The sequence below is a fragment of the Ruegeria sp. HKCCA5763 genome, assembly GCF_013034545.1.
Lineage (GTDB): Bacteria > Pseudomonadota > Alphaproteobacteria > Rhodobacterales > Rhodobacteraceae > Ruegeria.
The window spans coordinates 620,622-636,582 of record NZ_WQGF01000001.1 but is presented as its reverse complement, the minus strand read 5'-3'; the positions used below and the strand labels follow the sequence as shown (position 1 = coordinate 636,582).

General features: G+C 57.9%; 18 protein-coding genes. 10 read left to right on the top strand and 8 right to left on the bottom strand.

From position 1 onward, the window contains the following. The first annotated feature begins 211 nt into the window (after positions 1–211). The 10 genes from GOV89_RS03140 (at position 212) to GOV89_RS03100 (ending at position 9,408) form a co-directional block, all read left to right on the top strand. Complete coding sequence (locus GOV89_RS03140; protein WP_171237435.1) at positions 212–766, top strand: DUF3305 domain-containing protein; 555 nt, start codon at positions 212–214, stop codon at positions 764–766. Beyond that, a complete protein-coding gene (locus tag GOV89_RS03135) occupies positions 763–1,347 on the top strand; it encodes a DUF3306 domain-containing protein (protein ID WP_171234091.1) in 585 nt (194 codons plus the stop codon). Before GOV89_RS03140 ends, GOV89_RS03135 begins: the two co-directional genes overlap by 4 nt. Positions 1,348–1,350: 3 nt before the next feature. Continuing rightward, positions 1,351–1,962, top strand: a complete 612-nt coding sequence (locus GOV89_RS03130; protein WP_171237434.1) for a molecular chaperone — start codon at positions 1,351–1,353, stop codon at positions 1,960–1,962. A gap of 58 nt (positions 1,963–2,020) precedes the next feature. Beyond that, positions 2,021–2,209 carry a twin-arginine translocation signal domain-containing protein gene (locus GOV89_RS03125; protein WP_171237433.1) on the top strand — a complete coding sequence of 63 codons (189 nt, stop codon included), beginning with the start codon at positions 2,021–2,023 and terminating at the stop codon, positions 2,207–2,209. A 133-nt stretch (positions 2,210–2,342) separates the two neighbouring features. Then, positions 2,343–5,237 carry a formate dehydrogenase subunit alpha gene (locus GOV89_RS03120; protein WP_171237432.1) on the top strand — a complete coding sequence of 965 codons (2,895 nt, stop codon included), beginning with the start codon at positions 2,343–2,345 and terminating at the stop codon, positions 5,235–5,237. 16 nt (positions 5,238–5,253) lie between these two features. Further along, positions 5,254–5,850 (top strand): formate dehydrogenase FDH3 subunit beta, encoded by a 597-nt coding sequence (fdh3B, locus tag GOV89_RS03115; RefSeq protein ID WP_039530246.1) that lies wholly within the window; start codon positions 5,254–5,256, stop codon positions 5,848–5,850. A 74-nt stretch (positions 5,851–5,924) separates the two neighbouring features. Then, on the top strand, positions 5,925–7,133 hold the full coding sequence (locus tag GOV89_RS03110) for a formate dehydrogenase subunit gamma (RefSeq protein WP_171234089.1): 1,209 nt from the start codon (positions 5,925–5,927) through the stop codon (positions 7,131–7,133). Next, positions 7,134–8,396 (top strand): c-type cytochrome, encoded by a 1,263-nt coding sequence (locus GOV89_RS03105; RefSeq protein WP_171237431.1) that lies wholly within the window; start codon positions 7,134–7,136, stop codon positions 8,394–8,396. Positions 8,397–8,409: 13 nt separating this feature from the next. After that, positions 8,410–8,535, top strand: coding sequence for a hypothetical protein (locus GOV89_RS22970; protein ID WP_256368496.1), 126 nt, complete (start codon positions 8,410–8,412; stop codon positions 8,533–8,535). Next, entirely contained in the window at positions 8,536–9,408 is an 873-nt protein-coding gene (locus GOV89_RS03100; protein ID WP_171237430.1) for a helix-turn-helix transcriptional regulator, read from the top strand. Positions 9,409–9,472: 64 nt separating this feature from the next. On the opposite strand, the gene GOV89_RS03095 is transcribed toward GOV89_RS03100, so the two are convergent. From GOV89_RS03095 to GOV89_RS03060, 8 genes are all read right to left on the bottom strand, one after another. Then, on the bottom strand, positions 9,473–10,288 hold the full coding sequence (locus GOV89_RS03095) for a substrate-binding domain-containing protein (RefSeq protein WP_171237429.1): 816 nt from the start codon (positions 10,286–10,288) through the stop codon (positions 9,473–9,475). Between the two features lie 21 nt (positions 10,289–10,309). After that, positions 10,310–11,044 carry an ATP-binding cassette domain-containing protein gene (locus tag GOV89_RS03090; RefSeq protein WP_171237428.1) on the bottom strand — a complete coding sequence of 245 codons (735 nt, stop codon included), beginning with the start codon at positions 11,042–11,044 and terminating at the stop codon, positions 10,310–10,312. Continuing rightward, a complete protein-coding gene (locus GOV89_RS03085) occupies positions 11,037–11,750 on the bottom strand; it encodes an ABC transporter permease (protein ID WP_171237427.1) in 714 nt (237 codons plus the stop codon). The genes GOV89_RS03090 and GOV89_RS03085 overlap by 8 nt, the downstream gene beginning before the upstream one ends. A 158-nt stretch (positions 11,751–11,908) precedes the next feature. Next, positions 11,909–12,904: an ABC transporter substrate-binding protein gene (locus tag GOV89_RS03080; protein ID WP_171237426.1), complete on the bottom strand. Its 996-nt coding sequence runs from the start codon at positions 12,902–12,904 to the stop codon at positions 11,909–11,911. A gap of 63 nt (positions 12,905–12,967) precedes the next feature. Continuing rightward, complete coding sequence (locus tag GOV89_RS03075) at positions 12,968–13,813, bottom strand: ABC transporter permease (protein ID WP_171174581.1); 846 nt, start codon at positions 13,811–13,813, stop codon at positions 12,968–12,970. Continuing rightward, the gene (locus GOV89_RS03070; protein WP_171237425.1) at positions 13,810–14,727 is read right to left on the bottom strand and encodes an ABC transporter permease; all 918 of its coding nucleotides are present in this window, start codon (positions 14,725–14,727) and stop codon (positions 13,810–13,812) included. The genes GOV89_RS03075 and GOV89_RS03070 overlap by 4 nt, the downstream gene beginning before the upstream one ends. Beyond that, positions 14,724–15,167 (bottom strand): GNAT family N-acetyltransferase, encoded by a 444-nt coding sequence (locus GOV89_RS03065; protein ID WP_171234082.1) that lies wholly within the window; start codon positions 15,165–15,167, stop codon positions 14,724–14,726. Before GOV89_RS03065 ends, GOV89_RS03070 begins: the two co-directional genes overlap by 4 nt. Next, entirely contained in the window at positions 15,157–15,954 is a 798-nt protein-coding gene (locus tag GOV89_RS03060; RefSeq protein ID WP_171237424.1) for an ABC transporter ATP-binding protein, read from the bottom strand. Before GOV89_RS03060 ends, GOV89_RS03065 begins: the two co-directional genes overlap by 11 nt. Between the last annotated feature and the right edge of the window lie 7 nt (positions 15,955–15,961).

Below are 15,961 nucleotides of genomic sequence, written 5' to 3'. Positions count from 1 at the left end.
CATCCCGGCAACTTCAACCCCCTGCCGTGCGCAGTTATTTACCCCTCATTCGCGCAGAAAATCGAAGGAAACAAACGCGTTTTCGGCTCCGTTCACGCAGTTGCGACCAAAACATACGACCAAAGTCTAAGGACACAGGCTTGGCACAAAGACACAATGTGTACCATAGTGTTCATGCAAAGGCAGGGGAGAGCCTTTCGGGGAGGAGCCAGTGGCCAAGGCCGCAAGCCAGATCGAAATGCCAGTTGGCGTCATCGTGCGCAAGACACCCGGGATCACACGTTGGGCCCGATGGAGTTGGCGTGCCATAGCCGTTTTGCCGGGTGCTGGTCCTGCCGATTGGCAGGAATTGCGTCGCGAAGGCGATGCGGTTGAATACCATGCAGCCACCCTGCCCCTGACCCTTTGGGCGGATGAGACAGAAGCCTACATGGTCAACCTGTCAGACGGACAACCCTCGCTTTATCTGGTGTTGCGGGATGAATTGAAGGGGGACGTCCCTTTGAACGCGGTGCTTATCACGGCCTCGCCTTTTGAGGGGCAGGACTATGCCGACACAGGTGAAGAGATCGTCGAGAAGATCCCCATGACCGAAGGGCTGATTGCCTGGGTGCGGGATTTCGCGCTCAAACACCATAAAGACGAAGTTTTCATCAAGCGCCGCCGCGACAAGAAACGCACGGATTTGGTCGAGGACGGCAAGGGCGACCCACGGATCAGACAGGCCTCGGATGTCTACCGCGCACCTCGGAGGCTTGTGCAATGACCCAGGCGCGCGATTTCTGGTCCCGTCGCAAGGCCGCCGTACAGGCAGAAGCCGAGGCTGAGGTCATAGCGGCAGAAGAACAGGTCATAGCCGCACAACACGCCGAACTGGAAGAAAAGACTGACGCCGACATACTGGCCGAGTTAAACCTGCCTGACCCGGATCAATTACAGGCGGGCGACGATGTCACGGGGTTCATGGCCAAGGCGGTGCCTGATCGGTTGCGTCGCCGGGCCTTGCGCCGGTTGTGGCGACTGAATCCGGTTCTGGCCAACGTGGACGGTCTGGTTGACTACGGCGAAGACTATACCGACGCAGCTTGTGTGATCGAAAACCTTCAGACCGCCTACCAGGTGGGCAAAGGGATGCTGGCCCATGTCGAGGCCTTGGCGGCAAGTGAAGACGACACCGAAGAGGAAACTCCCTCGGAGGATGAACCAATGTCCGAACCCGCGGTCGCCATGGAAGAACCAGAAGCCGCCGCACCAACACCTGAAGTGGATCTGGCCGAAGCTTACACGCAGGAAGAGGCCGAACTGCCCCCGTCCCCGCGCCGCATGAGATTTGAATTCGAAGGATAACCCATGACCGCAAATAACGCGCAGACTTTAGACATTTCAGCCGAAGACCGGCTGCGCGCGGATTTTTACAATTTTCTGGGTTTGCTTTTGGCCGGCCCGCCTGATCAGTTGCTTCTGGACCAGATGTCGGGGCTGAGCGGAGACGACACTGATCTGGGCCAAGCCATTCAGGCTATGGCGCGTGTTGCCAAGGTCACCAAGCCCGCCGCTGCCGAGCGTGAGTTCAACGCTCTGTTCATCGGTTTGGGACGTGGTGAGCTGCTGCCTTACGCCAGTTTTTATCTGACCGGGTTCCTGAACGAAAAACCTCTGGCGCAATTGCGCAATGACATGGCTGTACGCGGGATCACCCGTGCGCAAAATGTGTTTGAACCAGAAGACAATATCGCCTCGCTTATGGAAATGATGGCCGGGATGATCGTGGGTCGCTTCGGATCACCGGCCACACTGGAAGATCAAAAAGCGTTCTGGAACAAACATATCGGCCCTTGGGCCGCGCATTTCTATTCGGATTTGGAAGCCGCCGAAGCGTCGGTTCTCTATGCCTCGGTCGGCACCGCCGGTCGGGTGTTCATGGAAATCGAACGCGAGGCCTTCCGAATGACGGCGGCATAACCCGCCACTCGCCAGCGTCTGAATTGGCGCTAAATCGCAAATGGGAGAGGAGAAGCCCATGAGCAAGACCAAGGAAGAAGGCGCAACGCGCCGCGACTTCCTCAAACTGGCCGGAACCGCAGCGCCTGCTGCCGTTGCCGCCGTCAGCCTGAGCGGTCAAGCCGAAGCAGCCGAGCTGCCGACGGACGAGACCCGCATGCAAGATACAGCGCATACCCGCGCCTATCTGGAAAGCGCGCGCTTCTAAGCCGCCTCGACTGCGCCCGGCGCACCAGCCGGACGATGTCACTTACCCGACTGACGGTTGCGATTGGCCCTGACGTCGGTTTCGCAGTTACCAAGCCAGCCGTGATCCTCATGGCCAGCAAGGGAGGAAAGAAATGCTTAGGAAAAAGACCAACGGGGTTGCGAGACGCCCCCAGCGGACAAGTATCCTGTCCCAGGTCGGCGAGAAAACCGTCGATCGCCGCGCATTCCTGCGTGGCTCGGGCCTGACGATCGGCGGCCTTGCCGCGATCAGCGCCACGGGTGGAACCGTGACGCCTGCCAGCGCCCAAACAGCGGCAAACACCGCCGTTGAAAACATCAAATCCGTATGCACCCACTGCTCGGTCGGCTGTACGGTCGTCGCCGAAGTTCAGAACGGTGTCTGGGTCGGGCAAGAACCCGGCTGGGACAGCCCGTTCAACCTGGGTGCGCATTGCGCCAAAGGGGCCTCGGTCCGCGAGCACGCCCATGGCGAACGCCGCCTCAAGTATCCGATGAAAAAGGAAGGCGGCGAGTGGAAGCGCATCAGCTGGGAAGAGGCGATCAACGAGATCGGCGACGGCATGATGAACATCCGCCAGGAATCCGGGCCGGACAGCGTGTACTGGTTGGGCTCGGCCAAGCACAATAACGAACAGGCCTATCTGTTCCGCAAGTTCGCCGCCTACTGGGGCACGAACAACGTGGACCATCAGGCCCGTATCTGCCACTCGACCACTGTTGCGGGTGTTGCGAATACATGGGGCTACGGCGCCATGACCAATTCGTACAATGACATCCACAACTCACGGGCCATCTTCATCATCGGCGGCAACCCGGCCGAGGCGCATCCCGTCTCGCTGCTTCATGTTCTGCGCGCGAAAGAGCAGAATAACGCACCGCTGATCGTCTGCGACCCGCGCTTTACGCGCACCGCGGCGCATGCGGATGAATATGTGCGGTTCCGTCCCGGCACAGACGTTGCTCTGATCTGGGGCATTCTGTGGCACATCTTCGACAACGGCTGGGAGGACAAAGAGTTCATCCGCACCCGTGTCTGGGGAATGGACCAGATCCGCACCGAGGTCGCCAACTGGAACCCGGAAGAGACCGAGCGTGTAACCGGCGTGCCCGGCTCGCAGCTCAAGCGCGTTGCCCGGACCATGGTCAACAACCGCCCCGGCACAGTCATCTGGTGTATGGGTGGTACGCAGCACACCAACGGCAACAACAACACCCGCGCTTACTGCGTGCTCCAGCTTGCTTTGGGCAACATGGGCACTTCGGGGGGTGGCACCAACATCTTCCGTGGTCATGACAACGTGCAGGGCGCAACGGACCTTGGTGTTCTGTCCCACACCCTGCCTGGCTATTACGGCCTGTCCAAGGGTGCATGGGGTCATTGGGCTCGTGTCTGGGGTGAAGATCCCGAATGGCTGGCGGGCCAGTTCGCCACGATCAAGGACAAGGAAGGCAAGGATAAACCGCTTCAGAACGAGCGCGGCATCCCGGTCTCCCGCTGGATCGACGGTGTTCTGGAAGACCCGGCCAACATGGATCAGGACAACAATGTCCGCGCCATGGTTCTGTGGGGCCACGCGCCCAACTCGCAGACCCGCATGACGGAAATGAAGACGGCGATGGAGAAGCTGGACATGCTGGTCGTGATCGACCCGTATCCCACCGTCTCGGCCGTGCTGCATGACCGCACCGATGGCGTCTACCTGTTGCCCGCCTGTACGCAGTTCGAAACCCGTGGCTCGGTCACGGCATCGAACCGGTCGCTACAATGGCGCGACAAGGTGGTTGAACCGCTGTTCGAAAGCCTGCCGGACGAGGTCATTATGGCCAAGTTCGCCAACAAGTTTGGCTGGGCGGATCGGTTGTTCCGCAATATCGAGATGGACGATCCGGAAACCCCCAATGTTGAAAGCATCACGCGTGAGTTCAACGCGGGCCTCTGGACCATCGGATATACCGGTCAATCGCCAGAACGTTTGAAAAGCCATATGGCCAACCAGCACACGTTCGACAGAACCACGCTGCAAGCCATTGGTGGGCCCAACGACGGCGAATATTACGGTCTGCCCTGGCCCTGCTGGGGAACACCGGAGATGGGTCATACGGGGACACCAAACCTCTATGACATGTCCAAACCGGTGGCCGAAGGTGGCCTGACCTTCCGTGCGCGCTTTGGCGTGGAGCGGGATGGCGACAACCTGTTGGCCGAAGGGGTCTATAGCGTTGGATCGGAAATTCAGGATGGATATCCCGAGTTCACGATGCAGATGCTGATGGACCTTGGTTGGGATGGCGATCTGACGGCCGAGGAACGCGCAGCCATCGACGCCGTTGCGGGACCAGAGACCAACTGGAAAACCGACCTGTCCGGCGGTATCCAGAGGGTCGCGATCGAGCATGGCTGTGCGCCCTTCGGGAACGCCAAAGCCCGCGCGGTTGTCTGGACCTTCCCGGATCCGATCCCACTGCATCGCGAGCCGCTTTATACGAACCGGCGCGACCTGGTGGAGGACTATCCGACCTACGAGGACCGGCACGCATATCGCCTGCCCACCCTTTATGCTTCGATTCAGAAGAACGACTTTTCAAAGGATTACCCGATAATCCTAACGTCAGGTCGTCTGGTCGAATATGAAGGCGGCGGGGATGAAACACGGTCGAACCCGTGGCTGGCCGAGCTTCAGCAGGACATGTTCGTCGAGATCAATCCACGCGATGCCAACAACCTTGGTATTCGCGACGGATCACAGGTCTGGGTCGAAGGTCCTGAAGGCGGCAAGGTCAAGGTGATGGCGATGCTGACCAACAGGGTCGGTGCCGGCGTGGCCTTCATGCCGTTCCACTTTGGCGGCCATTTCCAGGGCGAGGACCTGAGGGAGAAATACCCGAAAGGTGCCGATCCCTATGTGCTGGGTGAAAGTACCAACACCGCCCAGACCTATGGCTATGATTCCGTGACCCAGATGCAAGAGACCAAAGCGACTCTTTGCAAAATCTGGTCAGCGTAAGGGAGGAGAAGAGAACATGGCAGCAAGAGCAAAGTTTCTCTGCGACGCCGAACGCTGCATCGAGTGCAATGCCTGCGTCACCGCGTGTAAGAACGAACACGAGGTGCCGTGGGGCGTGAACCGCCGCAGGGTGGTAACGATCAATGACGGTGACCCGGGCGAACGCTCGATTTCGGTGGCCTGTATGCATTGCTCGGATGCGCCCTGCATGGCGGTGTGCCCGGTCGACTGCTTCTATCAGAATGAAGAAGGGGTCGTCCTACACTCCAAGGACCTGTGCATTGGTTGTGGTTATTGCTTCTACGCGTGCCCGTTCGGCGCGCCGCAATACCCGCAGGCGGGCAACTTCGGATCGCGTGGAAAGATGGACAAATGTACCTTCTGCGCTGGTGGTCCCGAGGAAACGCACTCGACCGCAGAGTTCGCCAAATATGGTCGCAACCGGATCGCCGAGGGCAAACTGCCCATCTGCGCCGAAATGTGTTCCACCAAGGCCCTGCTCGCTGGTGACGGCGACGTTGTGTCGGCCATCTACCGCGAGCGTGTTGTCGCCCGTGGCTTCGGGTCCGGCGCATGGGGTTGGGGCACCGCCTACGACCAGAAAGACGGCTAGGACCGTCTTTGATGAACCAAACAGGCGACCCGCATCCGTGGGTCGCCTGATCAGGGATTTTGACCGAGGTTCAGATGTTCCGCTTACTCATCGCATTGCTGTTCACCATTGGGCTGGCACAGGCCACCGTTGCGCAAACAAACGAAGCTGGGGAACCAGCCACCACGAATGAGCGCGCCTCGACCGGTGGTGCGACCACGCTTGAGGATATTCTCGCGCGTCAACGCGGCGAAAAAGTAGATAACACCTATCGCTCGGAAAACACTGGCCAAGGCAATGTCGAAGGCCTTCTGGGCCAGTTTGGACCCAGCGGCGTATCGTCCGACAGTGATGTATACCGCGCGCTGCGCTTTGGCTCGGCGGACGTCACCGTGTCCTCGCGCGGACCTGCCGACAGTGTGCTGATCCAAGACGGCGGCATGTGGTGGTGGGAATTCCGCACAGGGCCGTTACGCGAATATGGCGGTTACATCATCGCTGGAATGCTGGCCATCATCGTTCTGTTTTTCCTGATCCGAGGCAAGATTCGCATCGACGGAGAAAAGACCGGCCGTACCGTTCTGCGCTTCACCAGTTTTGAACGTTTCGGGCATTGGCTGTTTGCAGGATCATTCATCGTGCTTGCGATCACCGGCCTGCTGACACTCTATGGCCGCGACTTCCTGATTCCGATCTTCGGCAAGGAAGGTTTCGCAACCATCGCGCAAGGCTGCAAATGGCTTCACAACAATCTGGCATGGGCCTTCATGCTGGGGCTGATCATCATCACGGTGAATTGGATTGCCCATAACATCCCCAACCGCACAGACCTGAAATGGCTGGCTGCCGGTGGGGGTTTATTCAGCAAAAACAGCCACCCACCCGCCAAGAAATTCAACGCAGGTCAAAAAATCATCTTCTGGGCCTGCATACTGCTGGGAGTCTCGATCAGCCTGTCCGGCCTGTCGCTGCTGTTTCCGTTTGAATTGCCGATGTTCGCCAAGACCTTCTCGGTTGCCAATGCCACCGGCATTCCACAGGCGCTTGGTCTGAACCTGCCCGTGCAAATGTCGCCTCAGGAAGAGATGCAATACGCCCAAGTCTGGCACGTGATGGTCGCTTATGTCTTCATCGCCATCATCATCGCGCATATCTACCTCGGCTCGGTCGGGATGGAGGGCGCGTTTGATGCAATGGGTACTGGTGAAGTCGAAGAGCAATGGGCGCGGGAACACCACTCGTTGTGGCTGGAAGAGGTGCAGGAAAAAGAGGCTGGCAAGGCAGCGGCCTCACCCGCCGAATAGATGCGCTGGCTGATCCTTGCCTGTGCGTTGATCCCCCTGCCCGCATGGGCGGAGTTCTTCACGCTCAAAGGTCATGGCGGGCCGATCATGGGTATCGCAACGGCCCCTGATGGACGGATCGCAACAGCCAGTTTCGACAATTCTGTCGGGCTATGGTCGGACCAGACACCCGAATGGCTGGAAGGTCACGAAGCAGCCGTCAACGCGGTCGTCTTCAACGGTACAGCAATTTATTCCGCCGGAGACGATTTTACCCTCCGCCGCTGGCCGGGCGGAGAGATCGTCGGCCAACACAAAGGCAAGATCGTTTCTGTAGCTGCCTCAAAAACGCATGTCGCAACGGCCAGTTGGGACGGAACAATCGGATTATGGCCCGTCGATGGCACTGCCCCCGCCCTGTTCGGCCCCACGGGCAGTGGCGTGAATGCGGTCACTTTTTCACCGGATGGATCAAAGCTTTTTTCCGCTGGCGTCGATGGGTCCTTACGCGTGTGGGATGTCGCAACCGGCGAAGAAACGGACCGGCTGGTTGAGCACGGATTTGGCATCAACGAATTGATTTTCAACGCGCAGGAAAACTGGATCGCCTATGGCGCGGTGGACGGGGTGACGCGCATCCTCGATCTGACAACCGGTGAAGAACGCGACTTCACTCTGGACCGCCGCCCGATCCTGGCCCTTGCGCTCAGCCCGGACCGAAGCCTTTTGGCGGTCGGTGACGGCGAAGGCTATATCATGATGATCGACACGACCGAATGGCGCATCACGCAGGATTTCCGCGCAACGCTGCGCGGACCGGTCTGGGCGCTGTCATTCTCTGATGATGGCCAGAACATCCATGCAGGGGGCATAGACGCGGCGATGTACAGCTGGCCCGTGGGTGCGCTGTCGGATCAACAGCAAATGGCTTCGACCGAGCCCAGTTTTCTGAAAGATCCCGACGAAATGGAGAATGGCGAACGTCAATTCGCCCGCAAATGCTCGATCTGCCACAGCCTGACACCCGAAAGCGAACGTCGGGCGGGTCCAACACTGCACGGTATCTTTGGGCGACCCGCCGGATCGCTGCCGGGATATTTGTACTCGGATACGCTGCAAGACTCTGATATTGTTTGGAATGAACAAACAATAAATGCCCTTTTCGATAAGGGGCCGGATCATTACATTCCGGGATCGAAGATGCCGATGCAACGGATTACAGAACAGCAGGACCGGGACGACCTGATCGCTTTTCTGCGCCGTGCGACGGACGACCAGAACTGAACCGGAGGAGACTATGAAAGCCTTTTTAGCCGCGGTTGTCGCGATGGTCGTGATTACAGTTGCAGCCCCGACGACGTTGGACCAGATCGGGTTCAGCGCCGCGGACAGCACATCTGGTTCTGCGGTGCGCCTGGACTGAATGTCTCAATACCTGACCACCCGCGAACTGGCCGATCTTTTGCGCATTGGCGAGCGTAAAGCCTATGACCTTGCCTCATCCGGCGAGGTGCCTTGTGTGCGCGCCATGGGCAAGCTTTTGTTCCCACGGGCCGAGATCATCGCCTGGCTCAACGCGTCACGGTCTGGGCCTCAAGTGGCGGAACCGCCCCTGCCCCCGATCGTTGCTGGCAGCCATGATCCCCTTCTGGACTGGGCATTGCGCGAAAGCGGATCGGGGCTGGCAACGTATTATGATGGCTCTTTCGACGGATTGACACGATTGAGCGAGCGCAGCGCGCAGGCCGCTGTGCTGCACATCCACGAGGACGGAGGGTTCAATACCAAATCCCTGCGCGACTCATTGGGCGAAGCCCCGGTGATCCTCTATGAAGTCGCCCGTCGAGAACGCGGTTTGTTACTGGCACCGGGCGCATTGGACATCAGATCGTTCCAGGACCTCAAATCGCGACGCATCATCCTGCGGCAAGACAGTGCAGCCAGCCAGCACTTGTTCAATGCGCAACTTGAAGCACATGACCTAACTTACGACGATTTTAACATTTTTCCCGGCCGCGCACGCACCGAGGAAGAGCTAGCCATTGCCCTGCACGATCAAAAGGCCGAAGCAGGCTTTGGACTGGGTGCCTTGGCCGGGCTGTACAACCTCGGCTTTGTCCCCACCCATTCCGAAAGGCTTGACCTGGCGATCTGGCGCAGATCGTTTTTCGATCCGCCGATGCAAAAACTGATGTCGCTGCTACGCTCGGATCATTTCACACAACGGGCCCGCGAATTCGGCGGTTATGACCTTTCGGGCCTCGGTACGATCCATCACAATGGTGCCAGCGGCTGATCCTCCGCCGACCGCTTCATCTTTTCAGAAATACTCGCCCCGCAGATGTTGGCTGCAGGCCAACTTATTGGGCATTGGGGAAAAACACCTGCTGTCCCTCCAGCCTGAAGGACGCGATCGCCTCCTGCCCGTCCGGCCCCGTCAACCAGTCGATAAAGCGTTGACCGGATGCCGCCCGCACAAGTTGGTGCTTTTCCGGGTTCACAAGGATCACACCGTATTGATTAAACAGGCGCGGATCGCCTTCGACCAACACCTCTAGATTGCCTCTGTTGCCAAAAGACAGCCACGTGGCCCGGTCTGTAAGTGTATAGGCGTCCATGCCCCCGGCCACGTTCAGGGTCGCGCCCATACCCGATCCGGTTTCACGATACCACGTGCCGGAAGCACCCTTTGGATCAAGCCCGGCAGACGACCAATGGCCCAGCTCGGCCTTATGCGTCCCACTGTCATCGCCACGCGATGCAAAAGGGGCTTCGGCCTCTGCAATGGCCGTCAGAGCAACCAGTATATCGGTGCCTCCACGAATACCGGCCGGGTCAGATTTTGGGCCGACCAGAACAAAATCGTTATACATCAGGTCTTTTCGCTCAACGCCCCAGCCGTCCGCGACAAATTTCTCTTCGGCTGGTTTGGCGTGGACCAGCAGAACGTCCCCGTCCCCGTTGACTGCATTGCGAATGGCCTGACCTGTTCCAACCGCGACAACGCGCACATCTATGCCAGACTCAGCCTCGAACCACGGCAATATGTGTTCCAACAGTCCAGAATTCTGCGTCGATGTCGTGGATTGAACAACAATGAACGGCGTTTCTGCTGAAACCCCCCCTGCCGATAGGCCAAGTGCAACTGCTGCTGCCCGAATAAATGCCCGGAACATCATGTTCTCCGTCTTTTCTTATTAAGTAACCAACCCACCCGCCAGATAGCGACGCGATGCTTCGCTTTCGGGGGCATCCAATACCTGTTTCGCGGGCCCATGTTCTACCACTTGACCGCCCTGCATCATGACAATATCCGCAGCCAAACGTCGCGCCTGTCCGATGTCATGTGTCACCATAACGATCCGCACCCCACGTGCCGAGGCGCGCCGGATCATCCGCTCGATCATTTGTGTGGCGCTCGGGTCCAGGGCACTGGTCGGTTCATCCAGAAACAGAGTTTCGGGCTCAGTCGCCAGGGCGCGCAGGATTGCCAGCCGCTGCGCCTCACCCCCGGAAAGTGAGCGAGCCGGCTGTCGCGCCTTGCCGTCCAGCCCCCCTTCGACCAGCAATTCGGCGATGCGTTTTTTTCTGTCTGTGCGCCCCATACTCTGACGCTTTAGAACAAAGTCCAGATTTGCAGAGACCGAACGACGCAACAAAACCGGTTGCTGGAACACCATAGCCTGGCGCGCCTTTTGTGCCGTGCTCAGCGGAAGTCCGTCCTGGACGACGCGCCCACGATCCGGTGCGATCAGACCATGCAAACAACGCAACAGCAGGCTTTTGCCTGCGCCGTTCGGACCAAGGATGAGGGTTGGTCCGGGACCATCCAGAACCAGCGACGGCACATCCAGCAACGAACGGCCTTTGCTGCGAATCCGAAGATCTTTGACCTCAAGGCGGCTCACCAAGTTGCAGATGCCATCACGCATGGCGCAACCCCTCTTGCTCGGCCTTCAAGCTTACGGCGCTGACCATTGCGTTCACCGCCACAGCAATCCCGATCAGGATCGCCCCCAATGCCAACGCCAATGCGAGGTTTCCCTTTGAAGTTTCCAACGCGATGGTTGTGGTCATCACGCGCGTCACGTGGTTGATGTTGCCCCCGACAATGATCACCGCGCCAACCTCGGCGATGGCGCGTCCGAAGCCTGCCAGCAAGGCCGTAACCAAGGCCAGCCTTGCGTCCCACAACAAAACCGGAACCGAAGCCAGCCTGGACACGCCGAGGGATCGCAACTGTTCCGAATACTCCTCGGCCAGCATCTCGATCACCTGCCGCGTCAATGCCGCGACGATTGGCGTGACCAGCACCACTTGCGCGATAATCATCGCAGTTGGCGTGTACAAAAGTTGCAGTACACCCAAAGGGCCTGAACGGGACAGCATCAGATAGACCAGCAGGCCCACGACCACGGGCGGGAACCCCATCAGTGCATTCATCAGCACGATCAAAATGCGTCTTCCAGGAAACCCGGCAACGGCCAAAGCAGCCCCCACAGGCATCCCAATCAGCGCGGAAATCAGCACGGCAAACAGTGAAACCTTCAGAGACAACAGCACAATCGCCCAAAGCTCTGAGTCCCCATGCAGGATCAGAGAAATTGCAGAGTTGAATTCTGGTGCAAATCCTTGCATTTTCTACCGTGATGCCTGTATTTCGTACGAAATGCGTTTATTTACAGGTAAATACTACTCTGTTTTTCGAATGAGTACAGACACAAATCCGGCATAGGAAATATGAAACGCGGCCCCAATCGGGACCGCGTTGAAATTGTTCGGATTGACAACTTGGATCAGTTCAAGGCTGCATCCGTGATCTGGTGCGTCCAGGCACCTTCGGGCTGCTTGGTAATTGCCGGGTTCTCTGCAGAAACGGCCGAGAGCAGTGTTTTCACTGTCTGCTCGTAGTCAGCCGGATCCAGCGCACCGTCTGATCCTTCAATCAGTTTTGCGACCTCACCCATCATGTAAACCTGATGGTCCAGCTCCTGCGCGCCGGTCTCATCGAATTCCAGCACGATTTCAGCGGCCTCTTCCTGATTTTCAGCTGCATATTTCCAGCCCTTCATCGAGGCACGAACGAACCGTTCCATCTTGTCGACAAATTCAGGATCACTCAGGTTCTCTTCCATGACATACAGGCCGTCCTCGAGCATCCCAAAACCCATCTGAAGATAGTTGAAAGTCACCAGCTCTTCGGGCGTGATACCGGCCTGAAGGATCTGGCGGTACTCGTTGTACGTCATGGTGGAGATGCAATCCGCCTGCCCCTGAATCAGGGGATCTGCGGAAAACGCCTGTTTTAGAACAGTAACCCCGTTCTCGTCCGCGCCATCCGTTTCGATGCCCAAGGACGCCATCCAAGCATAGAAGGGATACTCATTGCCAAAGAACCAAACACCCATGGTGCGGCCGGGGAAATCCTCGGGCGTTTCAACGCCGGTGGACTTCAGGCAGTTGACCTGAAGCCCTCCGGTTTTGAACGGCTGTGCAATGTTTACCAGCGGAACACCGCGTTCACGCGCAGCCAAACCAGCGGCCATCCAAGTGGTGATGACGTCGGCACCACCTCCAGCAATAACCTGTTCCGGTGCGATGTCCGGACCGCCCGGTTTGATTGTGACATCAAGCCCTTCTTCGTCGTAGAAACCTTTCGCTTCTGCTACAAAGTAGCCAGCAAATTGCGCCTGCCCGACCCATTTCAACTGCAACGTCACTTCGTCCGCCGCAAGCGCCGTACTGGCTGCCAAACTGAAGGCGGCAACCGCCCCGCTAAGTAGCTTGTTCATCTTTTTATCTCCTAGTTGCTTTTGGTTGCCCCGTTTTCGAGGTCTGTTGAATTATTCCTTTTCTTATCCACGTTGTGACGGATGCCAAAACGTCACGACCTTCTCGATGCCTGCGACGAGGCCATAAAAGGCGGTGCCGGCAAGCGCTGCCACCACGATCTCGGCCCAGACCATATCAAGCGACAGCTGGCCTACGCTGGTAGAAATCCGAAAGCCCATCCCCACGATTGGCGAGCCAAAGAACTCTGCCACAATGGCTCCGATCAAAGCCAAAGTTGTTGAAATCTTCAACCCATTGAAAATGAAAGGCATCGCCGCAGGCAAACGCAGTTTCACAAAACTCTGCCAATAGGTTGCGGCATAAGTCTCCATCAGATCGCGCTGCATCGCCGTGGCTTCACGCAACCCGGCCACGGTGTTGACCAGCATCGGAAAGAACACCATCACAACGACCACCGCCGCTTTGGAATGCCAATCAAACCCGAACCACATGACCAGGATCGGCGCCGTTCCAACGATGGGTAGAGCTGCTACGAAATTCCCCACAGGCAAAAGACCGAGGCGCAGGAAGTCCCACCGATCCACAGCAATGGCCATAAGAAATGCCGATCCACAGCCGATGACATATCCGCTGAGCGCACCTTTCAGAATTGTCTGAACAAAATCCGCCCACAGAATGTCAAGGCTACCGGCAAAGCGCAGCGCGATGGCGGAAGGTGCTGGCAGGATGACCAACGGAACCTCTAGTCCGCGCACCAACAGCTCCCACGCACCTACGACGGTCAACCCGAAAATCACCGGCGCCAGAAAGCGTACGATCCGACTGTCCGCCTGAGGTCCACTGGCCAGGCGGCTGTTCAACCACCAGCCAAAAGCCCACAGCAGCAGAGCAAAGATAACCAACATCATTGCGCCATCCCCATCCGCTTCAGGACCATCCGCTCAACCAATCCGAGCAATCCAACCAGACAGGCAGCCAGAATGGCGGCCGCGAACAAGGCCGACCAAATCTGCACCGTCTGGCCATAGTAACTGCCAGCCAGCAAACGAGCACCCAGCCCGGCGACGGCCCCTGTCGGCAGTTCCCCCACGATTGCGCCGACCAAAGACGCCGCGATACCGATTTTCAACGACGTGAAAAGGTAAGGCATCGACGCAGGCAAGCGCAGTTTCCAAAAGCCTTGCGACCGGCTGGCATTATAGGTTTGCAACAGGTCCAGTTGCATCGCATCGGGGCTGCGCAGCCCTTTGACCATACCAACGACAACCGGGAAAAAGCTAAGGTAAGCCGATATGATGGCCTTGGGGATTATCCCCTGAACGCCAACCGAATACAGGACAACAATGATCATTGGTGCCAGTGCAATAATGGGGATCGTCTGGCTCACAATGGCCCATGGCATGACAGACAAATCCATCACGCGGCTATGAACGATCCCCACAGCCAGCAAGATGCCCAACCCCGTGCCGATCACAAAGCCAAGCATCGTCGCGCTGAGCGTCACCCAACCATGATAGATCAACGATCGTTTCGAGGTGATTTTCTTCTCGACAGTCGTTTCCCACAATTCAATCACGACCTGATGGGGCGAAGGCAAACGGGGTTTTTTCTGTTCCCACGCGGCGGAGATCGCAAACGTGTTGTTTACCACCAGCCCAAACTCGCCCAAGTCGCGGCGCGCGCTTGCAGTGGGCGGCTGAACCTCGGCCCCGCCACGCTCAAGCTCACTCAGAACACCTTTGATATTCATCGGAACACAAGCCGCGTACCAAATCAGGGCGATTGCAGCGACAACTGTGAGTATGGCAACGACCTGCTTCATGCGTGCCACTCCATGCGATAGACGGGCACAGTGTCTGGCGGTACCGGAGGCTCCTCTGCGGTCACTTCAAACCCTTCGCGGCGATAAAAGCGCTGCGCCGCGGTGTTGGGCCTGTGGGTCGTCAGCCAAAGAAACCCTCTTCCCTCTTTGGCGATATCGATGAACCGCTTGCCGATGCCTTGCCCCGTTCGGCTGCAATACAGCGCGCCAATCTTCTGCTGCTCGGGATCAACCGACATATAGCAATCGACCGGATCACCGGCGACCCAGATCTCACGACTTTCGAATGCATCCCGGATCAGGTTCGCCAGTTCTTCCACCGGCAATTCCTCGGGCATCCAATCTGTTTGCGTCGCCCAGTCGTGAACGACCTTGGCGCAGGACTTGACGTCACTTGGCACGGCGCGTCTGATCTTATCTGCGTTCAGTTCAGTCGTCATAGGAATGCCCCGCCCGCAGCCCATCCCTCACGCGATGCGCGACCTCGATGAATTCCGGCGTGTCACGAATGTCCAATGGCCGTTCTCTGGGTAAAGGGCTATCGATTACATCCGTGATCCGCCCCGGTCTTGGGCTCATGACCACAATCTTGGTACTAAGATACACCGCCTCGGGGATCGAGTGTGTCACGAAGCCAATTGTCTTCTCGGTCCGCGCCCACAGCGCCAAAAGCTGTTCATTCAGGTGATCGCGCACAATCTCATCCAACGCGCCGAACGGCTCGTCCATCAGCAGGATGTCGGCATCGAATGCCAAGGCCCGCGCGATGCTTGCGCGTTGCTGCATCCCACCGGATAGTTGCCAGGGAAACTTCCCCCCAAAGCCAGCAAGATCAACGAGTTCCAGGACTTTATTCACCCTCTCATCCTGTTCGGCGGCGGAATATCCCATGATCTCAAGCGGCAACTTGATGTTCTTGGAAATGGTACGCCACGGATACAAACCCGCCGCCTGAAACACATACCCATAAGCCCGTTTCCGACGCGCCTCATCGGGGGTCATGTCATTTACAGTCAGCGTGCCACCCGTAGGTGTTTCCAATGCCGCGATACAGCGTAGAAACGTGGTTTTGCCGCATCCGGACGGCCCGATAAAACTGACAAAGTCACCCTTGTCGATTGTCAGGTTCACGTCCTTGAGCGCGTGAACTGGCCCATCGTTGGTCTGGAACGTCAGGTCCAGCTGCCTTGCCTGGATGACGGGCTGGGTCGTGCTTTCAGTGTTCATTACTTTG